The 21,408-nt window shown below is 68.9% G+C and carries 19 protein-coding genes, 1 pseudogene and 1 riboswitch; of the genes and pseudogenes, 8 read left to right on the top strand and 12 right to left on the bottom strand.

Features of this window, described 5'->3' with window-relative positions; genetic code table 11:
- Nucleotides 1-112: 112 nt before the first annotated feature.
- Nucleotides 113-1,429 (bottom strand): annotated as a pseudogene (locus NRP21_RS18670) (voltage-gated chloride channel family protein); the annotation flags it as partial.
- 103 nt (nt 1,430-1,532) lie between these two features.
- Nucleotides 1,533-1,615, bottom strand: a riboswitch (Fluoride riboswitch).
- A 214-nt stretch (nt 1,616-1,829) separates the two neighbouring features.
- Between NRP21_RS18670 and NRP21_RS18665 the strand changes: the two are divergent.
- A complete protein-coding gene (locus tag NRP21_RS18665; protein WP_257717740.1) occupies nt 1,830-2,204 on the top strand; it encodes a hypothetical protein in 375 nt (124 codons plus the stop codon).
- Nucleotides 2,205-2,306: 102 nt separating this feature from the next.
- Nucleotides 2,307-3,206, top strand: coding sequence for a LysR substrate-binding domain-containing protein (locus tag NRP21_RS18660; RefSeq protein ID WP_257717739.1), 900 nt, complete (start codon nt 2,307-2,309; stop codon nt 3,204-3,206).
- Between the two features lie 17 nt (nt 3,207-3,223).
- Here NRP21_RS18660 and NRP21_RS18655 read toward each other — a convergent pair whose 3' ends face one another.
- The 6 genes from NRP21_RS18655 to NRP21_RS18630 all read right to left on the bottom strand — a co-directional run bounded on the left by NRP21_RS18655 (nt 3,224) and on the right by NRP21_RS18630 (nt 8,882).
- The gene (locus NRP21_RS18655) at nt 3,224-4,246 is read right to left on the bottom strand and encodes a YeiH family protein (RefSeq protein WP_308219911.1); all 1,023 of its coding nucleotides are present in this window, start codon (nt 4,244-4,246) and stop codon (nt 3,224-3,226) included.
- Between the two features lie 218 nt (nt 4,247-4,464).
- A complete protein-coding gene (locus NRP21_RS18650; protein ID WP_257717738.1) occupies nt 4,465-4,998 on the bottom strand; it encodes a DUF4142 domain-containing protein in 534 nt (177 codons plus the stop codon).
- Nucleotides 4,999-5,036: 38 nt separating this feature from the next.
- Complete coding sequence (locus NRP21_RS18645) at nt 5,037-6,203, bottom strand: molybdopterin-dependent oxidoreductase (RefSeq protein ID WP_237181081.1); 1,167 nt, start codon at nt 6,201-6,203, stop codon at nt 5,037-5,039.
- A 229-nt stretch (nt 6,204-6,432) separates the two neighbouring features.
- A complete protein-coding gene (locus tag NRP21_RS18640; protein WP_257717825.1) occupies nt 6,433-7,236 on the bottom strand; it encodes a universal stress protein in 804 nt (267 codons plus the stop codon).
- A gap of 39 nt (nt 7,237-7,275) precedes the next feature.
- Nucleotides 7,276-7,665 carry a c-type cytochrome gene (locus tag NRP21_RS18635; protein ID WP_257717737.1) on the bottom strand — a complete coding sequence of 130 codons (390 nt, stop codon included), beginning with the start codon at nt 7,663-7,665 and terminating at the stop codon, nt 7,276-7,278.
- An 11-nt stretch (nt 7,666-7,676) separates the two neighbouring features.
- Entirely contained in the window at nt 7,677-8,882 is a 1,206-nt protein-coding gene (locus NRP21_RS18630; RefSeq protein WP_257717736.1) for a molybdopterin-dependent oxidoreductase, read from the bottom strand.
- 221 nt (nt 8,883-9,103) lie between these two features.
- Here NRP21_RS18630 and NRP21_RS18625 point away from each other — a divergent pair, with 221 nt between their 5' ends.
- A complete protein-coding gene (locus NRP21_RS18625; protein WP_140883763.1) occupies nt 9,104-9,652 on the top strand; it encodes a hypothetical protein in 549 nt (182 codons plus the stop codon).
- A gap of 56 nt (nt 9,653-9,708) precedes the next feature.
- On the opposite strand, the gene NRP21_RS18620 is transcribed toward NRP21_RS18625, so the two are convergent.
- From NRP21_RS18620 to NRP21_RS18605, 4 genes are read right to left on the bottom strand one after another with little or no spacing between them, the layout of a single operon-like run.
- Nucleotides 9,709-10,698, bottom strand: coding sequence for a YncE family protein (locus tag NRP21_RS18620; protein ID WP_257717735.1), 990 nt, complete (start codon nt 10,696-10,698; stop codon nt 9,709-9,711).
- A 19-nt stretch (nt 10,699-10,717) separates the two neighbouring features.
- A complete protein-coding gene (locus NRP21_RS18615) occupies nt 10,718-11,584 on the bottom strand; it encodes an anti-sigma factor family protein (protein ID WP_206667547.1) in 867 nt (288 codons plus the stop codon).
- Nucleotides 11,581-12,129 carry a sigma-70 family RNA polymerase sigma factor gene (locus NRP21_RS18610; protein ID WP_257717734.1) on the bottom strand — a complete coding sequence of 183 codons (549 nt, stop codon included), beginning with the start codon at nt 12,127-12,129 and terminating at the stop codon, nt 11,581-11,583. The genes NRP21_RS18615 and NRP21_RS18610 overlap by 4 nt, the downstream gene beginning before the upstream one ends.
- An 8-nt stretch (nt 12,130-12,137) precedes the next feature.
- Nucleotides 12,138-12,593 carry a nuclear transport factor 2 family protein gene (locus tag NRP21_RS18605; protein WP_241667007.1) on the bottom strand — a complete coding sequence of 152 codons (456 nt, stop codon included), beginning with the start codon at nt 12,591-12,593 and terminating at the stop codon, nt 12,138-12,140.
- Nucleotides 12,594-12,804: 211 nt separating this feature from the next.
- On the opposite strand from NRP21_RS18605, the gene NRP21_RS18600 reads away from it, so the two are divergent.
- Both NRP21_RS18600 and NRP21_RS18595 read left to right on the top strand, forming a co-directional pair.
- Nucleotides 12,805-13,059, top strand: a complete 255-nt coding sequence (locus NRP21_RS18600; protein WP_140883770.1) for a type II toxin-antitoxin system Phd/YefM family antitoxin — start codon at nt 12,805-12,807, stop codon at nt 13,057-13,059.
- Nucleotides 13,059-13,490 (top strand): type II toxin-antitoxin system VapC family toxin, encoded by a 432-nt coding sequence (locus NRP21_RS18595; RefSeq protein ID WP_257717733.1) that lies wholly within the window; start codon nt 13,059-13,061, stop codon nt 13,488-13,490. The genes NRP21_RS18600 and NRP21_RS18595 overlap by 1 nt, the downstream gene beginning before the upstream one ends.
- A gap of 247 nt (nt 13,491-13,737) precedes the next feature.
- Here the strand turns inward: NRP21_RS18595 and NRP21_RS18590 are convergent, their stop codons facing one another.
- Complete coding sequence (locus NRP21_RS18590) at nt 13,738-14,676, bottom strand: hypothetical protein (protein ID WP_257717732.1); 939 nt, start codon at nt 14,674-14,676, stop codon at nt 13,738-13,740.
- 1,065 nt (nt 14,677-15,741) lie between these two features.
- Here NRP21_RS18590 and NRP21_RS18585 point away from each other — a divergent pair.
- From NRP21_RS18585 to NRP21_RS18575, 3 genes are read left to right on the top strand one after another with little or no spacing between them, the layout of a single operon-like run.
- Nucleotides 15,742-15,975, top strand: a complete 234-nt coding sequence (locus NRP21_RS18585) for a hypothetical protein (protein ID WP_257717731.1) — start codon at nt 15,742-15,744, stop codon at nt 15,973-15,975.
- Entirely contained in the window at nt 15,965-17,476 is a 1,512-nt protein-coding gene (locus NRP21_RS18580) for a Y-family DNA polymerase (RefSeq protein ID WP_257717730.1), read from the top strand. Before NRP21_RS18585 ends, NRP21_RS18580 begins: the two co-directional genes overlap by 11 nt.
- 7 nt (nt 17,477-17,483) lie before the next feature.
- Nucleotides 17,484-20,774, top strand: a complete 3,291-nt coding sequence (locus NRP21_RS18575; protein ID WP_257717729.1) for an error-prone DNA polymerase — start codon at nt 17,484-17,486, stop codon at nt 20,772-20,774.
- The last annotated feature ends 634 nt before the right edge of the window (nt 20,775-21,408 follow it).

The following is a 21,408-nucleotide window of genomic DNA, read 5'->3' as shown; positions in this document are numbered from 1 at the left end:
GCATAGGGGTGTCGTCCTGGGCTGTTCTGGAGATGGCAGGCGTAAGTTTCGTACCGTCGGCCGCGGCACCCGCGGACGGACTCCGCCACTTCCAGAGCACGGGGTGGAGATCACGGGCGTGCCGGAGGGAGGCATCCGGCGGCAGGCGCGGGATGCGTGTCTTCGGCACGCCGATCCGCTGCGACAGGTAGATGCCGGAATGGCCGGAGCAGAGGTAGGCAACGAAGCAGGCGGTCGCGATGTAGGCGGTGTTGGCGGCGCCAAAGAGCTCGATCCCCATCAGGGTGCAGGCCAGCGGCGTGTTGGCCGCGCCCGCGAACAGCGCGACGAAGCCGAGCGCCGCCATCAGGTCCACCGGCGCGTTAAGCGGGGCCGACAAGGCATTGCCCAGCGCCGCTCCGATGAAGAAGAGCGGCGTCACCTCGCCACCCTTGAACCCTGTCGCCAGCGCCAGGACGGTGAAGGCGATCTTCCACGCCCAGGCCCAGCCGTAATGCGCGGGACCGAAGAAGTTCACGATCGAGGCCCCGCCCGGCTCGGGCGAGATGACGCCAAGGCCGAGGTAGTCGCGGCTACCGGTCGCGTAGACGAGCGCGATGATCAGCACGCCGCCGATGGCGGGCCGTAGCCAGGCGACCGGGCACAGCCGCTTTGCCAAGCCGCCAACCCGATGCGCCAGTTCGGAGAAGAGCAGGCTGCACAGGCCGAAGGCGACGCCCGCGACGGCCACCTTAGCCAGCAGGACGGGATCGATGTGGAAGGCCGTGACGCCCGCCTCCGCGTACCCGGCAAAGCCGAGGTGATACGCGATATGTGTCACGCCCCAGGCATGGCAGGTGTAGTCGGCCACGATAGCCGCCAGAACTGCCGGGACGAGCGCGGTGTATTCGACCCGCCCGACGGTCAGCACCTCGAGGGCGAAGACCGCGCCCGCGATGGGCGTGCCGAAGACGGCGCCGAAGCCCGCGGCGATGCCCACCATCAGTAGAATGCGGACCTCGTCGGGCTTCAGGAAGAGCGCTTTGGCAACACCGCCCGCGATGCTACCGCCCACCTGCACGGCCGTACCCTCACGGCCGACGGAGGCGCCGAAGAGGTGACTGACGATCGTGGAGACCAGGATCAGCGGTGCCATGCGCAGTGGCACACCGCCGCCGGGCTGGTGGATCTGCTCGACGATCAGGTTGTTGCCGCCTTCCGCGGGCCGTCCGACCCAGTGGTAGACGAGGCCGACGGCGACCCCGGCTAGCGGCAGCGCAAAGAGGAGGGCCGGGTTATCGAAGCGGATTTCTGTGACCCGGTCCAGGGACCAAAGGAAGGCGGCACAGAGCGTCCCTACGGTGGCGGCTACCGGCAGGATGATGGCGAGCCATTTCGCGGCCAAGCCAGAATGGCGCAGCCGTTCGCCCAGGAAGGCGCTGGGTGTCATGCAAGGAATCCGGAAATGAGGCCGCGCGGACGAGACGCCACGACGGCAGCAGAGTTGGATGGAGCTTGGGACAGCAACTGGACGGATTCCCCCTCACAAGTGGTGTGAAGTAGGAATCATCAGCCGTCGCATAAGGCGGGGCGGTTCGACCGGAGTGGTCAGGCAGAGTCCATTGCCTTAGGGTTCAGAGTTAAGGGGCTACTCCCCCGAGGTCAAGAACATCTAGGCGGTATGAAAGATGGGGCTCCGGAGCGGAGCAGGTGAGCCGGGTCCTTCGTTGTATGTCCGCTTCTCGGCGTCGTGCCAGGTAAGCGGACTTGCCGCTATCGCCCATTCGTCCTGCCAAGGCGCCCTTCCTCGTGAGCCGCATTCCCGCGGCTCACGAGATGTGCTGTGCAACATGACCGCGCGGGCGTTCCGCTCCCGCCCCCTGGCCAGCCAGAAGGCCGGCTGGTGGGATCCTCACGAGCCCCGAGAGCCCTACCCGCCCGCTCCCATGGCCCTGGCCTGCGCGGAGACACAGCAGGCCGAGCAGGCGCGCGCGGCCTTGATGGCAGCTGAAAATGCCCGCCTGTCGGCCGTGCAGACCTCGGCCGAAACCGAGGACGCGCTCCCGCCCGGTCACGGGCGCGAGGACACCTTAGCGTGCTGCACCGCCCGCCACTCCACCGCGACCATCCGCCGTTCCGGCCTGTCGCGGGAGCGTTGGGACACGCTGATGGGCTGGACGGTGGAGAAGCAGAACCGCCGCTGGAGCCGGACCTGTGGGTGGTGATCGTGGACTACCTAGCCGCGGCCTTTCCCGCCCGGCGCAGCAATCCCCGCGCGCGCAACCCCTTCCTGATCGAATGATGCATCCCCCAAGGAAAGCGGTCCCGTGACCCCCGAACAGTTGCGCGTCTTCGTCGCGGTCGCTGAGCGTCAGCACGTGACGCGCGCGGCGGAGGCGCTGCACTTGGCACAATCGGCCGCCAGCGCTGCGATCGCCGCCCTGGAACAGCGCCACGGCGTACCGCTGTTCCACCGGGTCGGGCGGGGGATCGAGCTGACAGAAGAGGGGCACGCCTTCCTGCCGGAGGCGCGTGCCGTGCTGGCCCGTATCGAGGCGGCGGAGCTCGCCCTGGCCGAACTGGGTGGCTTAGTACGCGGCACCCTGCCGGTCATGGCGAGCCAGACTGTTTCCGGCTACTGGCTGCCACGCCGCCTCGTCGGCTTCCGGCGGGTCTATCCCGGCGTCACCGTACGCCTGTCGATCGGCAACACGGCCCAGGTAGCGGCCGCCGTGCGCGGCGGCACGGCCGAGATCGGCTTCGTGGAGGGCGCGCTCGACGACCCCGAACTGGAAGGCCTCACGGTCGCCACCGACCAGCTCTTGCTGGTGGTCGGCCCGGATCACCCCTGGGTGGAGGCACCGCCCGATACGGTGACGGCCCTGGCTGAGGCCGGGGCCGGAGATTGGGTGCTGCGCGAACTGGGTTCCGGCACCCGTTCCGCCTTCGAGGCGTCGCTGCGCGAGGCGGGGCTGGACCCGGCGGCGCTGGACGTCGCCCTGGAACTACCATCGAACGAGGCAGTGCGGGCAGCGGTGGAGGCGGGCATGGGCGCCACGGTGATCTCCGCCTCCGTCGCGGCCCCCTCGATCGAGGCCGGGCTGCTGCACCACGTGACGCTGCCGATGCCGCAGCGGGCGTTCCGCGCCGTGTGGCACCGGGAGCGGCGCCGCAGCCGAGCCGCTGGGGCGCTGCTCGACCTGATCCATGCCCCGAACCCGCGCTGAGGCACCGGGTCGCCCCGTCACGCCACGCCGAGCAGGCGGATCAGGCCGAGGCTGATCGCCCCGAGCACGACCAGCGACAGCACCACCGCGGCCGTCACCGGCCCGCCGGCGCGTGCCACCACCCGCACGTCCACGCCCAGACCGAGGGCGGCCATCGAGACCACCGTCAGCGCGGTGGCAGCGGTCGCCAGCGGCGGCAGCAGCGCGTCCGGGATGGCACCGAGCGAGCGCAGCGCGATCATCGCGAGGAAACCGAGGATGAACCAGGGCAGCAGCCGATGTAGCGGCAGGCGGCCGGCTTTGGGGCGATCGCCCGCCGTGACGTGCGGGGCGGGCTCGTCCGTCTCCTCCCGCAACCGGGGCGCCAGCAGCGACAGGGTGAGCACCACCGGCCCGAGCATCAGCACGCGCACCAGCTTGACCAGGGTGCCGACCTGTACGGCAATTGCTGCGATCGGCGCGGTGGCGGCCAACACCTGCGGCACGGCGTAGACGGTCAGCCCCGCGAGCACGCCGTACTGATGGCCCGTCAGTCCCAGCAGCGGCGCGAGCAGCGGCAGCCCGAGCACGGCCATCACGCCGAGCACGGCGGTGAAGGCAATGGAGGCCGCCACGTCGTCGCCGTCTGCCCCGATCACGGGCGCCACGGCCGCGATCGCCGAGTTGCCGCAGATGGAGTTGCCGCAGGCCACCAGCAGCGCCATACGCACGGGCAGGCCGAGCAGGCGCCCGATGCCGTAGCTGGCGAGGATGGCGACGGCGACGACGCCGGCGATGCCGAGCAGCATCCACGGTCCGATCGCGAGCACGGTGGCAGCGCTGACGCTGGCGCCGAGCAGGACCACGGCCACCTCGAGCAGGGTCTTGGCCGAGAACTCGATGCCCGGCCTCCAACGCGCCCCGGGTGGCCAAGCGGTGCGAACAGCGGTGCCGATCAGGATCGCCAGCACCAGCGCCTCCAGCCAGGCACGGCCGAAGAGGGCGGCCTCGGCGTGCTCCAGGGCCAGGGCGGCGAGGGTGACCGCGACGCAGAGTGCCACGCCCGGCAAAACCCGTATTGGAAAAGGAGAGTTGGCCGCAGGGACGATAGCCGCCCGGGGCTGTGGTATCGGCGTGATCTTCACGGACATGATCCTTGTGTTGCCCGGAAGATGGCGGAATGGATCGATCGGCTCCAACGCAGCATCGCGTTCAAACCGATCGCTCCCGCGGATGGATGGGCGCGTCACCAACAGATCCAGCGCCTCCGGCGGGCCCGTCAGTGCCCGAGCGCTTCCGCCATCCGGAGATGTTCCCGCAGCACCGGCAACAGGTTCCGTGCCCAGGCCCTGAGCTGCGGGTTGTCGCCGCTCTCGGCATAGCGTTGGAACAGCGAGATCGCATCTCTGTGGGCGGTTAGCTGATCCTCCCGGTACTGCCGGTTGAACTCGTCGCCCATAAGGCCGCGCAACCGCGCCAGCATCGCCTGCCGGCTGCCATCCATCGTTGGTGGGATCGTCGTTCCGCCCGCGTGCCGCCGCACCAGCAGCGTGAGTTCCGCCGACGACTTCTGGTGCGCCTCGTTCATGCGGGCGGCGAAGGCGCGGATCGGCACGTCGCCGCGGATGGCGGCGAGCTCGCTCGATACCGTCTCAAACATGTCGCCGATCGCGGCCTCGCGTACGAAGTCGTCGGTGGACGAGCTTACTCCGACCAGCGCATTCAGGCCGGTCCGTTCCCCGACGGACTGGGCCGATACGGGGGGCGCCATCCCCATCGCCAAGGCGATGGCGGCGATCAGCAGCTTGTTCATGGAGCCTCCGGACCTCGTTGGCATCGGCATCACCGACCTCAGCCCACGGTCACGGAAATGCGGTGCCATGCGGTGCAAAGGTAGCCCGGGAAGTTCCAGATCTCCTCGGCCGTGGCGGGCTGGACCCGGCCGGCACCGTCCACCGCCCGCACGACCAGCTCGTGCTCCCCCCGCGGCAGGTTCAGGGCCGCGTTCCAGAAGGTCCAGCTCCAGGGCGCGTCCGCGTGCTGCTCGACGGTGGCCTGCATCCACTGCCGCCCGCCATCGGCGGAAACCTCGACCCTGGCGATCGGCTGCCCGGTCGCGATGGCGTAGCCCCGGACCCGTGCGTCGCCGGCCGGCAGGCGCGCACCGGCCGAGGGCTCCAGGATAGCGGAGGTGAGCGGCATGTCGTTGATAACCACGCCCCTGCTCAGATCCTCGGTCAGCTTGGTCATATCCGGCGGGAGCATCATGTAGAGCTTGGCCTGGATGTGGTTGTCGGACGGCCTGTCCTGCACGGTGATTGCGGCCAGCCACTTCGGGCTGCGCACACCCGCGTAGCCCGGCGTCACCACCCGCAGGGGGAACCCGTGCCGCGCCGTCAGCGGCTCGCCGTTCATGGTGAAGGCGAGCAGGGTTTCCGGCGACATCGCTTTGGCCAGGGGAATGGACGCCCCGTAGCGGAAGCGCTCGCCCTCCTCCTCGATCTCGTCATGGGAGTCGAACGCGACGTGCAGGTCGGCCCTCTCCCGGGCGCCGGCCGCGCGCAGCACGTCGCCCAGGCTCACCCCACCCCACTCGGCGTTGCTGATCGCCCCGGCCTGCCAGGCGTCGCCGGAGACGTGCTTGACCAAGCCCATGTCGGCGCGCCGGTTTCCGGCGCACTGCAGCACCGCCGTGACGCGCCGCTGCGGAAAGCGGGAGCGCAGGTCGTTCAGGGACAGTTCCTGGGTCGGCAGGCCCTGGCCACCGAGGCGAAGCCTGTAGTCCTCCGCCCGCAGCTCGGGGATCGTGCCGTGGGAGCGGATGTAGAAGTCCCGCTCCGGCGTGATGAAGGCGGCCCGCAGCGCGCTCCCTCGCGGCTCCGCGTTGAGCGGGTAGCCGCGATGCACGATCATGTCGGGGGTGGCTCGCGCGTATTGCGCTCGCGCGGGCGGGATGCCCGCCGCGGCGGCCATCAGGGCGGTACCCGTGCCGCGGACCAGCGCACGTCGGTTCATCATGGACTTGGCTCCCTTGGTGGCGGCCGGTTCGGCTCTGCCTCGGATTGAAAGGTCTGGGTCTCGCCCGCCCGATCGGCCACGGCGTTCGCGGCCCGCAAGCTAGGCCTCACCGCGTGGCATAGCGCGCCACCGATCCCAGCGCCGAGGAACACCGCCAGATACCCCAGCATCGCTGACAGCGCCCCTTGCCAGGCGCCAGGCCAGCTGACCCGTTCTATCGCGCTTTCCTTCATCGATGCAGGAAAACCGGCAGGGTCGCGTGGCGCAGCACATCCCGCGTCGCGCCGCCGAACAGCCATTCCAATACAGCGGGACGGTCGTAGCTGCCCATCACCAGCGCGTCGGCCCCGATGCGGCCGCAGGCGCCGAGCAGCGCAGCGCCGACCGGCCCGCCGCCCTCCAAGGGCAGGACGTTTGCCCCGACGCCGGCCTCACCGAGCCGCTCCGCCGCCTCCGACGCATCCGGCCGGTCGCCCTCCTCGCCGGCGACCAGCACTGTCACCTCGGTCGCGCGCCGCAGCCAGGGCAGGGCGGCGGCGAGGGCGCGCCTCGCCGCGTCCTCCGGCTCCCACGCCAGGGCAAGGTGCGCCAGGGCGGCCGGAGGAGGAGCGTCGGGCACCAGCAGCAGCGGCGGGCCGGCGTGGAAAACGGCCTCGTGCAGGGCATCCTGACCGTCGAGGTTGCGCGGGCGCGCCAGTACGACCAGCGCCGCCCCAGCCGCCGCCGCAGCAACGACCTCCCCAATGGCGCCCGGTCGCTCGCGCCACTCCGCCTCCCCGCCCCCGGGCGATGCGGCGACCCATTCGTCAAAAACGGTGCGCACGGCCGCCGCGCGCGACACGGCCGAACCCTCCCGTGCCTCACGCAGCTCCTGGATGGCCACTTCCTCGGCCGCCGCGATGAGCCGCTCAGGGTCCGCGTTGGGGTGCAGCACGACGAGGCGCGCATCGTCGACCGCAGCCCGGGCGAGTGCGGCGTGCTCAAGACAGGCGCGCGCCGTGCCGGGCTCCGGAACGACGGCCAGGATCAACATGGGCACCGCGACGCCTCCATCCCCCTCGTGCCCCGCCGTTCAGGGTCGCGGCAGCGACGCGAGGTACTTGGCGATCGGTTCCACGTCGGCCTCCGCGACGGGAGCATGGTAGGCGGTGCGCATCTTGCGGACCTCCTCCTCCCACACGGCCCGGCTGAGGGGGGGCTGGTTCAGCACCATCCCGGCGGAGTGGCAGGATAGGCAGTTGGCGTTCGCCACCTCCGCTCCCGGCCCCTGGAATTGTCGATCCCCCGCCGGCAGCTCGATGCTGGCGTTGTGGAAGGGATAGGCCGCCTCGGCCGCGGCGAAGCGCAGGGCTTCGGGCGTGGGCGGGTAGGGAGCGGGCGGCGCCGGCGGTGACTTGCCGAAGAGAGCGAGGGAAATCCCCGCGACCGCCACTATGCCGTAGCAGAAGTTCTGGAAGGACATGCCCCTGCTCCTCAGCCGATCCGAACCGAGGTGGTCTCGATGCCGTTGCGCATGTAGCCACCGCCGTTCCAGTTGGGCTCGGCCGGCTGGGCCAAACCGTCGTTGTTCGTGCAGCGCACCATGATCCGCGCCTCGCCACGTGCTGTGGGCGTGAAGCCCGCCTCCCAGCGGCGAAAGCCGTACTTGCCCTCGTCCGGGCCGAGGGTTGCGGGCTGCCAGGAGGCACCGCCGTCGGTGGACACGTCCACCGCTCGCACGCCGGTCGAGCCGCCGAAGGCGATGCCGCGCAGCGGCGCGGGCGCCCCCATCGGAAGGCCCGCCCCGTCCCGGAGGTTGGTGACGAAGGAGCGCGGTACCATGTGGTTGATCGGCACCGTCCCGAAGCCGGTTTGGCCCGGGCGCACGTTGGCCCCGGGGGTGTCGGGGATGCGGTAGGCGGTCTTCATCCAGTAGTTCTCGTCGGGTCCGTCGAGCACCTCGATGCTGTTGAGCGCCTTGACCCAGTAGGTCGAGAACCAGCCGGGCACGATGAGGCGGATCGGGAAGCCGTGGTTGAGCGTCATCGGCTCGCCGTTCATGAGGTAGGCGATCATCACCTCGCCGTCGCGGGCGTGGTCCAGGGCGAGGGACTTCATGAAGTCCGGACCCTCCTGTACCACCGGCTGGTCGAGCGCCCCAAAGCGCACGACCGTGGCGCCCGCCCGGACGCCGGCACGGTCCAGAACGTCGCGCAGGCGCACACCCACCCACTTGGCGTTGCCCATGGCGCCATTGCCCCACTGGGCGCCGGGCACGCGCGGCTGGAACAGGCCGCGGGAATTGCCCGAGCACTGGTTGACCGCCGCCAGTTCCACCCGCGGCAGGTTGTACAGCTCCCGTAGCGTCAGGGAGAGCGGCGCGTTGACGTGGCCCTTCACCTCCAGGCGGAAGGCGTTCACGTCCACCTCGGTCGGGATCACCGCCCAGTGCCAGCGCACGTAGAAGCGGTTGTTCGGGGTGAAGGTGCCCTCGTCGAACACTTCGAAGGGCGTTTCCAGCAGCGGCGGGCGGGTGCGCTGCAGGATCATCGCGCCCTTCTGCGGGTAGTCCGTGATCAGGGGCCGTACCCCTCCGCCGCCGGGCAGGTTCAGATCCACCTCGGCCGCTCGGGCACCGCTGACCCATGCCGCGGCAAGGGCGGCCGCGCCACCGAGCAGGTGCCTTCTGCTGCTTGTCATCCTTACTTCTCCCCTGCCCTTCGCATCGAGAACCCGGTGACCAAGGTGCGTATTCCTGGATCGACGGTCCAAGTCATGATGGCGATCGGAGTGATCGCTTTGGCTGAACAACGCTCCACCCGTGGGATCATCACGCATCGCGATGGAACTGATCGGGGCACGGTGTTGGTCACGGCGGCACCCGACCCCGAGCTTAGGCAGGCCGAGGAACGGAGGATTCCATGACTATCGAAGCGCCTGCTGAGCCCCGCACGATCCGCGAGGTGGTCGGTCTGTTCGACACCTACCCCGCGCTGGAGCGGGCTGTTGACGAACTGTTGACCTCGGGCTTCGCGCGATGCGAGCTGAGCCTGCTGGCCGAGGCTGGAGCCGCCTCGGGCAAGACGTCCGTCGAGCTGGCGGACGATCCCGCGGCGCCGCGCACGGACCATTTCTGCACCGAGGCGCTGGGCAACGCGGAGGGATCGCTGATCGGCGGCTTCGCGATCATCCCGGCGATGAGCGGGGGTGGGGTTGCGGCGGCAGCGGGCGCCACCACCCTGGCGGCCGCCGGTGTCGCCGCCGCCACGGGCGGGGTCGGCGCGGTGCTGGGCACCCTGTTGGCCGTGATGCTGGCCCGCCGCCGCGCGACGGACCAGGCGCAGCAGACAGTCGAGGGCGGGCAGCTGCTCTGGGTCCGTACCCGATCGCCGGAACTGGAGCGGCGTGCCCTCGACATTCTGGAGCGGAACGCCGCCCACCACGTCCACGCGCACGACCTGCCGGTCTAACGTGGAGGCGGCCCAGGCGGCCAGTTGGCCACCGGGCCGCCCGCAGTGCGTCCGCATCAGCCGCCCGGCGACAGGGTGCGCGCCATCCGATTGCCAGCGCGGTCCACCACGGCGATGCCGAGGTCACGGTTCAGCACGTAGGCGCGCGCCCCATCGCGCGAGAAGACAATCGCTTGGCGCGGCTCCTGCAGCCCTGTCACCGTTGCCACCACCGCCCGGGTGCCGGTATCGATGACGGAGAGCGAGTTGTCCTGGAGGTTGCCCGAGTAGACGTAGCGCCCGTCCGGCGTCAGGGCGGCGCCGTAAGGGTCGCGGCCCACCGGCACCTCCGCGGCGATCCGCCGGGCGGCCACATCCACCACGGACACGGTGTTCCGCCCGCTGTTGGCAGCGTAGATCGTGCCGCCGTCGGCGGTGACGGAGATGGCGCGCAGCTTGTCGAAGCCGGTGATCTCGCCTGTGATCCGGTTCGTCGCGGTGTCGATCAGGGTAATCTTGTCGCCGAGAAAGTTGGTGACGAAGAGCGTCCCGCCGTCCGGCGAAAGGCGCACGCCTTGGCGCGGCTGGGCGAGACCGGTCACCACCGCCTCCGCCCGCCCGCTGCGCGTATCGAAGACGGAGACGGTGCTGGCAGCCTGATTGTTGACGTAGAGGCGCGCGCCGTCACGCGAGAGGGTCGTGCCGAAGGCGCCGGCACCGGCCGCAAGGGTGTCGACCTGCCGCAGCGTGGCGGTTTCGAAGACGCTTACGCGCCCGGTTCCGCTGTCCGACACGTAGAAACGGGCGCCGTCGGGCGAGAAGACGATGTTGCGCGGCGTGGTAAAGCCCTCTAGCCGCTGCCGCACCCGCCCTGCGGCCATGTCGTAGACGATCACCACCGGGTCGTCGCTGTAGGAGACGACGGCCGTTCCCTCGTCGGGGCTGAGGGCGAGGGAGTTATTTTTGATACCTCCGTCGAAGCCGGCGGCGAGGGCCGGCAGCGCCGCGGCAAGCAGGAAGCCGGCGGCAAGCAGCAGGGCGCGTGGACGCGCGAGGCGAGTGGTCATGGCGGGGTTCCCGTTCGTATCAGAGGCTCGGTGCCGGACGCCCGTTCGGGGCAGCCGGGGTGGTCAGGACCTGGCGGTGGACGGCCTCGGCCAATCCCAGCAGCGCCGGGCGGTCGATCCCCTGGGCGAGCACGGCGTAACCGAAGCCGCGATCCACCCACCAGAAGCCGGAAACGCCGCCGGCGGCGTCGTCGGTGAAGCGGAAGGCGGTCTCGCCCTCCTCAGCGCGGTCAGCGCGCAGGTAGAGGGTCAGCCTCGCCCCGGCGGCGTCCTCGTACATGAGCTGGGCGGCAGGGTCGCCGCCAGCACCGGGCAGCAGTCGGCCGCCCATCAGGCGGTAGCCTTGGGCTGCCAGGTTGGGCGCGGAGACGGGACGCGACAGGCGGTTGGAAAGCCAGCGCAGCAGCAGATCCTCCTGCTGCGCCGCCACCTCCACCGGACGCCGCGCGTCGGCCACGAAAACCAGGTGGGCAGCGATTGCCTCGGCCACCATGGGTCGAGGCCCGGCTTGGGCCACCACCGGGCGCGGCGCACCGGCGGGGACGAGGCCGTGCCCGGCCCAGCCCAGCCCCGCGCCGAGCACTACCCAGGCAAGGACGGCGGCGGTTCGGCGCCAGCCCTGGGCCCGCGCGTGGTCCTGCTGGGCCTGAATATGCGCCACCCGCAGTCGGGCCGGGATCGGCGCGTCGTGGGAAGGCCGGAGCGCCGCGCGCAGGGCCTCGCGCTCGGCTGCCATGGCACGGCAGCGCGCCGCCGCCTCGGGGTTGGCTTCTAGCCAAGCCTCGATGTCGCGCTGCCGCCCGGAGGGCAGCCGCCCGTCGATCCAGGCCTGCAGGTCGTCCTCGGTGACCGGGAAAGACCCAATCGGGGTCGGATCATGCGTCACTTCACCCTCCGCAGGGCCGGACGCGCGGGCGCGTCCTCGCCCTCGATCAGCCGATGCAGCCGCGCCCGTCCCCGGCTCAGCCGCGACATCACCGTGCCCAGCGGCACGCCGAGCAGCCGGGCCGTCTCCTCGTAGGAGAAGTCTTCGACGCCTACGAGGAGCAGCACAACGCGCTGTTCCTCCGGCAGGGCGGCCAGCCCGGCCAGGGCATCGCGCCAGACGAGCAGGCTCTCCGCTGCGGTTCCGGCGGCCTCGTCGGCGAACGCCTCCCCGGTATCCCCCTCCACGGGCACGACCTCGCCGCGGCGTCCTGCGCCGCGACGGCCATTGAGGAACAGGTTGTGCAGGATGGTGAAGAGCCAGGCCCGCAACTCGCCTTCTGCCCGGCGCAGGTGCCAACGGGATAGGGCTCGCTCCAGGCAGTCCTGCACGAGGTCGTCGGCCGCCGTGCCGTCCCGCAGCAGGGCCCAGGCGAAGCGTCGCAGCGCCGGGATGTGGCGCTCGATCGCGTCGGCCGTATCGGCCGCCCTGCCTCGCCCGAACATGGCCCGGATCAGCCCGGCAGGTTCGGATCGACCTGCCAAGTCTCGCTCACCAGCCGGCCCTCGCGGTAGGTCATGACGTAACGTACCTTGACGGTCATGCGGCCAGCGAAAGCCACGTCGGCGACCACCGTCTGCCCGCGCGGGTTGGCACTCTCGAGCACCTGACCGACCCGGGTCTGCATGGGCCCCTGCGCCGCGATGAACTTGCCCCAGACTCCGCCGATGGCGGCCTGGCCGGCATAGCGACCATCGAGCGGGCCACCGACCCACTCCAGCACGGCGTTGTCGGCGTAGCTGCCCATCACGGCCGCGGTGTCACCCGCCGCGATAGCCGCGATGCGGCGCTGGGCCATGTCCGCGGCAGGGCCGGCCTGGGCGGGACTGGGCAGGGTGGCGCAGCCCGTTCCCAGGACGAGGGCACCCATGGCCAGAAGACCAAGGGAGCGGCGGCGGGGATAGAGCATCGGCAGGGTGCCTCGCATCGGAGTTGATGCCGGTAAGACACCGCTCGCGGCCGCTTATTCCCGTGGGTTCCAGAAAATCTCACCGACCTTCAAGGGCCTCGACAGGCGTGTTCATGACGAAAGCGCAGGGGGTTGGTCGAAGCTTGGTTGTTGACGCAGATGCAGGAGAACCACATAGTATAAACGTTTCTACATTCGCGCGGGGTTTGCTATGGTCATCACGACCCTCACCAGTCGGGAGTTCAACCAGGACACCGGGCGGGCCAAGAAAGCTGCGGGTCACGGACCTGTCGTCATCACCGACCGAGGTCGACCGGCGCATGTTCTGCTGAGCTTCGAGGATTACCAGCGCCTCCGCGGAACCCCTGCTGGGATCGCCGACCTGCTGGCGATGCCCGGCGGCGAGGACATCGATTTCGACCCCGCGCTGGTCCGCATCGGCTTGCAGCCTGCCGATCTGGCTTGATGTTCCTCCTCGACACCAATGTCGTCTCGGAACTGCGCAAGGTCCGGTCGGGAAAGGCCCATCCTGCCGTATCGCGTTGGGCCGACGGCGTGGAGGCCGCGAGCCTGTTCCTCTCGGCCATTACGTTGCTTGAGCTTGAACTCGGCGTTCTGCAGGTTGAGCATCGCGATCCCGACCAGGGAGCAATGCTGCGGCGCTGGCTGGACGAGCAGGTCCTGCCAGCGTTCCAGCCACGGATCCTGCCGATCGACGACCGCGTGGCGCGACGGTGCGCGCGGCTACATGTGCCGGATCCCAAAGCCGAACGCGATGCGTTGATCGCGGCAACCGGTCTGGTGCACGGCTTTACGATCGTCACCCGGAACACGCGGGATTTTCTGGCGACCGGTGTCACTCTCCTGAACCCATGGATGAGCGAGGAAGCCGGTTAGCCCCTACCTCGACCGTTGGCTCGTCTGACCGTTACCTACCCCCCGGGGCGTTATCGCTGGTAACGGGTCGCGTGCGTGCTGTTGGTTGTTGCTCGGCCGAGATCGCGATAGTCCCTGATTGCCATCTTGGATGCCGGGCCGATCATCCGTGATTCTGGGGCGGGTCCGGTCGGCCGAGGCGAACCTGAAGCGGACCGGAGCCGAGATCAACCTGGTGGACACGGTCAACGCTGCCTGACGGCGAGGCTCAGATGGGCAGCTCGGCCTGGGGACTGCCGGCCCGGACGTATCGGTATCTGTATGTCTTCGCCCGGCCGGACCCTACGACCTCCTCCACCCACGACGTCAGCCCGCCTGCCTGCTGCATGTCGGCAAGCGCCTGCCGGACCTCCTCTCGCAACTTGACCCGTTTCTTTGTCTCCTCGGCGCGGTAGTCACGCCCGGCCAGCGAGGCCAGCAGTTCCACGTTGATCCAGCTATGGGCCGGCTGGCTGTCAATGTAGGGCCACCAGCATCGCGCGTAATCGGACTTTAGTTTGAAGTAAACGTCAGCATCTACTGCGACGAGATGCCGTTCCTCAAGTGTCCGACGGACCCATTCTCCATACGACACCGTCAACTTGCTATCGAGCTGGGCACCATCCCACTCGATTCGACCTATTAGGGCATCCGACCAACCGGCTCCGGCGAGCATTCCCCGGGCCTCGGCACGCAGATATTCTTCATGCGATCCACGGAAGATCCTGATCGTTACGCGCTGTAGCTCCTGGAGCACGCGAAGGGCGGTCAGGAGGTTCGTCACGTGGATGGTCAGGCCACTGGCAGCCAGCAGCTCCCGCCACGTCGTCTCGGTCTGGCAGACGACGATCTTCTGCCCAGTCTCGGTGCGGGCCTCGACGCGTTTCGCGCGCAGCCGGAAAAGCGCCACGAGCGCATCCCGATGCCGAGTACCCAACTCGCGCCCGGCCACTTCGACAACGCTGTGCGGGGGGACGATGTAGGTCCGACGGAAGTTGCTGTCGGTGTCCAAACCATGGACACGGGCGGCGAATGCACTCGTCCGAGCCAGCCGGGAGGGCATCACGGCGGGGGCACGACGCCCCCTGGCGTTCTGCTTCGTCCGCTCAAGCCGGGCAAGGCGCTTTCGCTCCACCTCGGACAGGAATTTCGGCCCGCTCTCGCTCATTGCCCCAAAATGCCCCTGCGATTCCGCTCGCCGCTGGAATGCTCCCGCGATTCCCGTGGAAGAGGAGCATAGACACGAAGAATGGGCCTGAGAGCCCAAAAAATGCTCCCGTGATTCCCTTCACCCAGAGAAGTTATCCCCAGCTCTGGGGACAACAGGGGGCCCTAAGTGAATCGCAGGGGCACTTTCCGTAGAGGCAGGGGCATTACGCGTAAAAGCGGGAGCAGAACCCCCACCTAGGCCACTGAATCGAAACGCGGAATTTCCCTTTAGACTCATATTATTAGACGAATCTTAGACCTTCCGCTGGGGACAACCCTAACGCGGGCTGGTTCCCCGTGCTGGTCCTGGAACGAACGTCCAGCTCATGAGGCAGGAACGGCATCGGGAGAAAGGGCTGCTGAAAGGACGGTCCTGGCACCGACTCGGACCAATCAAGGGTGCAGGGAAGAAGCAGAGCAGGGGATCGGGCTCTAAAATGCCCCCGCAATTACGACTACCTCGCCCCTTCCAGGGCGGCCGCTTTGGCCGCCATCGCGATGTTCCGAGCCTTACGTCCGCGCACAGTGCCATGACATTGGTCCGCCGGTCCTGACCGTCTTGAGAGAACGCCAGAATGTGGTGGGCCCCGAGGTAGCGTCCTGGCCTCGGTGACGAACCCCTTGCCGCCGTAGCGTTCGCAGAACCCTCTGGCGCGCAGCAGGACCTCCGCCCACACGCGGGGGTCGTGTCGGACACGGCATCGATTTCGTTGAGACTGTCGCCTGTAGCTAGCAGGTCGTGGGCCGTGAGCCGCTCAATCAGGTCCGCATTGGGCACCTCGACCTTCATGCGCTACCAAGCCCGCTGAGTGTCCAGGGCGACTCGCATAGGCCAATTGCCGCAGGGAAGCTCCGACCAGCGCTGGGCTGATTTCTTCTCTGCCACGCAGGATTCACCCGGCCGTGCAAAGCCTTGTGGGCAGAGCATTCCGCGAGTCACGGCGCCTCCCCCCACAGGTTCGCGGTCGCGTGAGCTGGGAATCAGTTCTTGTTTTGTTCGCGATTCGCCCGATAGGCTGGCGGCATGGCCGACCATTTCCCGAACGAAACCAACGAGAACTCACTTAGCCCCGCCCGACCGGAGGAGGTGGCCGACGCGCTGTCCTACGCGCTGCGCTACGACGAGCGCGGGCGGCCACGGCCGCACGGTGGGGAGATGGTCGCGGGCCTTGCAGCGCAGCACCTGACTCAGCATCTCGAGCGGGCCGGCTTCGTGTTGATGCGCAAGCGTCCGGGGCGTCCACACAATGCGGGGTGACTCGGGCAACGCCCGGCGCTTCGTTTCCGTGCATCTTCCGTGGCTGGCGGTGGACGCACTCCGACGGCGCGAACCCGACCTCGCAGGCGAGGCCGTGGCGACGTGGCAGATTGTAGGTAACCGCCGCGCACTGGTTTGCGTCGACGCCCCGCATCTGCACGCAGGACAGGCCATGGCCGACGCTCAGGCCATGCTGCCGAATCTCGTGTTGCGGCCCGCCGACCCAGGCAGCGAGGCTGAGCTGCTGCAGCGGCTCGGGCACTGGGCCCTGCGTTTCACGCCGCTTGTGGCCCTAGATGCCCCAGATGGGCTGGTCCTCGACGTGTCCGGCTGCACCAACCTGTTCGGCGGTGAGATGGCCATGCTCGCGGAGGTGGAGCGCTGTTTCCGCCGGGCCGGCTATCGGGCGCGAGTCGGGATGGCCGGCAGCGCCGATGCCGCAGCAGCCATGGTCCGGAGCGGGCACAACGGCGTTGTTGTTCCCGTCGGCGGCGACCTAGAGGCAATCGGCGCACTGCCGCTTGCTTCGCTGCGGCTTCCTGGCGAGATCGCAACCGGTCTCGCCCGGCTCGGCCTGCTAACGCTGGGCGATGTGCTGCGCCAGCCTCGGGCGCCCCTGGCACGCCGCTTCGGTCGGCCACTACTCGATGCGCTGGATTTCGCCTCAGGCGCGAGGGCGCGGCCACTGAAGCTGGTCCAGCCGCCCCATGCCCTGCTGGCGATCCGCTCTTTCCTTGAGCCGATCGTGACGCGCCCAGCCATCGACCGTGCCGTGGACGCCCTGCTGGAGGAGCTGTGCGCTACGCTCGGTGAGTCGGGCAGCGGCGCCCGACGCCTCAGCCTGCTCGCCTTCCGCGTGGACGGCGACGTGCAGGAGGTGGTCATCGGTGTCGGCAGTCCCTCGCGTGACGCCGCTCACCTGCGCCGGCTCTTCGCCGAGCGGCTTGGCACCTTGGAGCCCGACCTCGGCTTCGAGCGCATGATCCTGCGCGCGACCGAGACCAACGCACTTCAGGCCCGCCAACTGAGCGGCCTGGGCGGGGACGCCCTTGCCGGCGAGCAAGAGCGGATGCTGTCGAAGCTGATCGACCGTCTCGGCCAGCACGCCGTGATGTGGCGTGTGGCGCCGACCGGAAGTCATTGGCCCGAGGATAGCGTGGCCATGGTCGATCCCTACACAGATCCCGAGGTGCCGGACGCCTGGGAGGAGCGGCGGCGGCCGGTGCGCCTCCTGCGTCAACCGAAGGAACTCGGCGTGGTGGCCGAGGTGCCGGAGGGCCCCCCTGCCCGGCTGCGTCTGGACGGCCGCGTGCTGCGAGTGTTGCACGCCGCCGGCCCCGAGCGGCTGGAACCGGAATGGTGGGGCGACAAGCACGACCGTCCGCGCCGGGATTACTTTCGGGTGCAGACCGAGGAGGGCGGCCGGCTGTGGGTGTGCCGACTCGGGCTCGACCGTCCCAACGCCCCGGCACGCTGGTTCCTGCACGGCGTCATGGGCTGATCGCCCTGTGTCCCTTGCCTACGCAGAACTCGGCTGCCGCTCGAACTTCACCCTGCTGGACGGCGCTTCGCATCCCGGCGAGCTGGTGGTGGCCGCTGCGGCGCTCGGCCATGCCGGGGTGGGCATCTGCGATACCAACAGCCTTGCCGGTGCTGTGCGCGGCCACGTTGCTGCCAAGGAGGCCGGCATCCCCTACGTTGTGGGCTGCCGCCTGCAGCTGCAGGACGGTGCCGAGTACCTGGTGTGGCCGACCGACCGGGCGTCCTTCGGCCGCCTGACCCGACTACTTTCGCTGGGCCGCATGCGCTCGCCCAAGGGCGAGTGCAGCCTCACTCATGACGAGATGATCGGACATGCGGAGGGCTGGTGCATGGCGGCCGTATCCCCCGTGCGCCCGGACGCCGCCTTTGGCGATCGCCTACGGGCTGACGCCACGGCGCTGCGCTCTCGGCTGGCGCTGCCGCTGCTCTGCACGGCGACGATCCGTTTCGACGACATCGACGAGGAACGGCTGGAAGCCCTGGCCGAGATGACCGCCCTCGCCCGTGTTGATCTGCTGGCGACCAATGACGTGCGCTACCACGTCGCCTCCCGTCGTCGCCTGGCTGACGTGCTAACGGCGATCCGCCTCGGCCGGCCGGTGGACCGGCTGGGCCGCGATGCCGAGCCCAATGCCGAGCGGCACCTCAAAGACCCAGCCGAGATGGCCCGGCTGTTCCGCCGCGCCCCGGCCGCCCTGCTCAACACCCTCCGCGTCCTCGAGGCCTGTAGGGGCTTCTCGCTGTCCCAGCTGCGCCACGAGTACCCGGACGAGATCATGGAGCCCGGCCGCACGCCGCAACAGACGCTGGAGGGCCGCGTCGCCGAAGCATGCGCCCGCCGTTTCCCGCGCGGCGTGCCCGACGACATCCAGGGCCGCATCGAGCACGAACTGCGGCTAATCGAGCGGCTGGACTACGCGCCCTACTTCCTGACGGTGGACGAGGTCGTGCGCTTTGCCCGAGACCAGGACATCCTCTGTCAGGGACGCGGCTCCGCCGCTAACTCCTCCGTCTGCTACGTGCTCGGCATCACCGCGGTGGATCCCTCCAAGCACGACCTCCTGTTTGAACGCTTCCTTTCGGTGGAGCGGGCTGAGCCGCCCGACATCGACGTCGACTTCGAGCACGAGCGCCGCGAGGAGGTGATCCAGTTCATCTACCGCCGCTACGGCCGCGACCGCGCCGCCATCGTCGGCACGGTGATCCGCTTTCGCGGCCGATCGGCGGTGCGCGAGGTCGGCAAGGCGCTCGGGTTGTCGGAGGACGTCACCGGGCGGCTGGCCAAGGCCAGCTGGGGCCCAGGGAGGGACGACAGCCTGGCCGAAATCGCCGCGGCCGAGGGCCTCGACCTGTCCGACCGCCGCCTCGGCCTTGCGCTGGAGCTGGCCGAGGAGATCCAGGACTTCCCCCGCCACCTCGCCACCCATGTCGGCGGCTTTGTCATGTCGCGCGGGCCTCTGATCGAGATGGCGGTGGTCGGCAACGCCGCCATGGACGGGCGCACGGTGCTGGAGTGGGACAAGAATGACGTCGAGGCGCTCGGCTTGCTGAAGGTGGATATCCTGGCGCTGGGGATGCTGAGCTGCCTGCGGCGCGGCTTCGACCTCCTGCGCCGGCACCGCATTGCCGACCTCGATCTCGCCGACGTGCCCCGCGACTGCACCGAGACCTACGCCATGCTGCGCCGGGCCGACTCTCTGGGCGTGTTCCAAGTCGAAAGCCGCGCGCAGATGAACATGCTGCCGCGTCTGCGGCCATCGAAGTTCTACGACCTGGTGGTGCAGGTGGCCCTCGTCCGGCCCGGGCCGATTCAGGGCGACATGGTACATCCCTACCTGCGCCGGCGCTGGGGCGACGAGGCGCCGGTCTACCCCTCCCCCAGCAAGGAACACGGTCCGGAGGACGAGCTGAAGCAGGTGCTCGGCCGCACCCTGGGCGTGCCACTCTTTCAGGAGCAGGCCATGCGGGTGGCCATCGTCGCCGCCGGCTTCTCCCCCGGCGAAGCCGACCAACTGCGCCGCGCCATGGCCACCTTCAAATATACGCAGGGAGTGGCGGTGTACCGAGACAAGCTGGTCGGCGGCATGGTCCGCCGCGGCTACGACCCCGACCTCGCCGAGCGCGTGTTCAAGCAAATCGAGGGCTTCGGCTCTTACGGCTTTCCGGAGAGCCATGCCGCCAGCTTCGCGCACCTGGCCTACGCCTCGGCCTGGGTGAAGTGCCACCATCCCGCGGTATTCGCGGCCGCGCTGCTGAACAGCCAGCCGATGGGCTTCTACGCCCCCGCGCAGATCGTGCGCGACGCCCAGCAGCACCGGGTGGTGGTGCGTCGGCTGGACGTGAACGAGAGCCGTTGGGACTGCACCCTGGAGCCGGAGGCGCGCAGCGCCGAGGGCCTCGCCCTACGCCTAGGGCTGCGCATGGCCGCTGGCCTGTCGGCCGAGGACGGGAAGCGGGTGGCCGAGGCCCGGCAGATGGGCAACGGCTCGCCTTATGCCTCGGTGGACGAGGTGGTGCGCCGGGCCGGGGTAGGCCGTAAGGCTATTGAGGCTTTGGCCGAGGCGGACGGCTTTGCTGGCATGGGTTTCGATCGCCGGGCGGCGATGTGGGACGCCAAGGGAGTCGAAGGCGACACCCCTCCCCTACTGCGGCTGGCCGCCAAGGCCGCAGCGGCCGGTGAGCCGCCTCTCCTTGTTGAGCCCTCCCCTGCCCTGCCGGCCGAGGCAGATGGGCAGTCGGTGGTGCTGGACTACACTGCAACTGGGCTAACCCTACGTCAGCACCCGCTGGCGCTACTGCGGTCGCAACTGCGCGCACTCGGTTGCAGCGATACCCGCGACTTGGAGGGTATGCGCGCCGGGCAGCGGATCAGGCTGGCTGGCATGGTGCTGATGCGGCAGCGGCCGGGCACGGCCAAGGGCATCGTCTTCATCACGGTCGAGGACGAGCACGGGACAGCGAACCTCGTCGTGTACACCGATGTCGGTACGCGCGACCGGGCCGCGCTCATCGGGGCCCGGCTTATGGTGGTCGAGGCTCGGGTAGAGCGTGAGACCGAACGGGCCGAGGTGCCGATTACCCACTTGATCTGCCGCAAGCTGGAGGATCGCTCCGATCTACTTCGTAGCCTGATGCAAGGCTCACTGCATGAAGGATGGACTGAGCGCGCGATTGGACGCGCCGACGAGGTCAGGCGCCCGGATCCAGGGTCAGTGCGAACCAACCCCCACATGCCCCAAAGCAGAGATTTCCGTTAATCCTGATTTCCCGAAACGCCGAAGTCCCGAAAGCAGGAAATCGGGCTAGGCTGGGAACCTGGAGGCGTTCAGTCACCAGATTGGGGCGGCACCTCCTCTCCTGAAATGAAGAGTGTTGGCACACCTGGGGGGTGTGGTCCTCTAGCAATTTGTGTGGGAAATTAGGCTGAAAGAGCACTCTATTAGCCCCGTAGTCACCCACCTTCGCCCGTTTTCGGGGTTTCCCGAAACGACGAAATCCCCGTTTAGAGCTTTCGAGCTAGCCCGAAACCAACTGACGCTTGGCGACGCCGCAAGGTCAGGGCAGCGCGGCCGTTGCTGGGAAGTGTGGTTTCGGGAAATCGGTGTTTCGGGAGGGGGGCATGACGGCCATTGTCACGTTCGCTTAGGTCGAGGGTGGTTCAGCAAAAGACTACCGCTGCAATGTGCACAGTTGCCGAACTCGTTGCCCGAGGCGCGACAGCCCCGTATTCACCCACCTTCGCCCGATTTCGGGGTTTCCCGAAACAACGAAATCGGCGTTCAGGGCTTTCGTGCTAGCCCGAAACTAAGTAAGGCTTGGTGATGCCGCAAGGTCAGGGCAGCGCGGCCGTTGCTGGAAAGCGTGGTTTCGGGAAATCGGTGTTTCGGGGGG

The organism is Roseomonas populi (genome assembly GCF_024594815.1).
In the GTDB taxonomy this organism is placed as follows: Bacteria; Pseudomonadota; Alphaproteobacteria; order Acetobacterales; family Acetobacteraceae; genus Roseomonas; species Roseomonas populi.
The sequence above is the reverse complement of the archived record's forward strand: the minus strand, read 5'-3'. Positions and strand labels throughout refer to the sequence as shown.

What these genes read in the sequence shown, in the direction of transcription:
- NRP21_RS18640 (WP_257717825.1), bottom strand. Translation starts at nt 7,236, where the DNA reads ATGTTGATCCTGGCCGTCGTTCCGGAGCCCGGCACGGCGCGCGCCTGT.
- NRP21_RS18580 (WP_257717730.1), top strand. Translation starts at nt 15,965, where the DNA reads ATGCGGGGTGACTCGGGCAACGCCCGGCGCTTCGTTTCCGTGCATCTT.
- NRP21_RS18605 (WP_241667007.1), bottom strand. Translation starts at nt 12,593, where the DNA reads ATGCTCTATCCCCGCCGCCGCTCCCTTGGTCTTCTGGCCATGGGTGCC.
- NRP21_RS18625 (WP_140883763.1), top strand. Translation starts at nt 9,104, where the DNA reads ATGACTATCGAAGCGCCTGCTGAGCCCCGCACGATCCGCGAGGTGGTC.
- NRP21_RS18635 (WP_257717737.1), bottom strand. Translation starts at nt 7,665, where the DNA reads ATGTCCTTCCAGAACTTCTGCTACGGCATAGTGGCGGTCGCGGGGATT.
- NRP21_RS18650 (WP_257717738.1), bottom strand. Translation starts at nt 4,998, where the DNA reads ATGAACAAGCTGCTGATCGCCGCCATCGCCTTGGCGATGGGGATGGCG.
- NRP21_RS18585 (WP_257717731.1), top strand. Translation starts at nt 15,742, where the DNA reads ATGGCCGACCATTTCCCGAACGAAACCAACGAGAACTCACTTAGCCCC.
- NRP21_RS18595 (WP_257717733.1), top strand. Translation starts at nt 13,059, where the DNA reads ATGTTCCTCCTCGACACCAATGTCGTCTCGGAACTGCGCAAGGTCCGG.
- NRP21_RS18600 (WP_140883770.1), top strand. Translation starts at nt 12,805, where the DNA reads ATGGTCATCACGACCCTCACCAGTCGGGAGTTCAACCAGGACACCGGG.
- NRP21_RS18645 (WP_237181081.1), bottom strand. Translation starts at nt 6,203, where the DNA reads ATGATGAACCGACGTGCGCTGGTCCGCGGCACGGGTACCGCCCTGATG.
- NRP21_RS18590 (WP_257717732.1), bottom strand. Translation starts at nt 14,676, where the DNA reads ATGAGCGAGAGCGGGCCGAAATTCCTGTCCGAGGTGGAGCGAAAGCGC.
- NRP21_RS18630 (WP_257717736.1), bottom strand. Translation starts at nt 8,882, where the DNA reads ATGACAAGCAGCAGAAGGCACCTGCTCGGTGGCGCGGCCGCCCTTGCC.
- NRP21_RS18610 (WP_257717734.1), bottom strand. Translation starts at nt 12,129, where the DNA reads ATGTTCGGGCGAGGCAGGGCGGCCGATACGGCCGACGCGATCGAGCGC.
- NRP21_RS18620 (WP_257717735.1), bottom strand. Translation starts at nt 10,698, where the DNA reads ATGACCACTCGCCTCGCGCGTCCACGCGCCCTGCTGCTTGCCGCCGGC.
- NRP21_RS18665 (WP_257717740.1), top strand. Translation starts at nt 1,830, where the DNA reads ATGACCGCGCGGGCGTTCCGCTCCCGCCCCCTGGCCAGCCAGAAGGCC.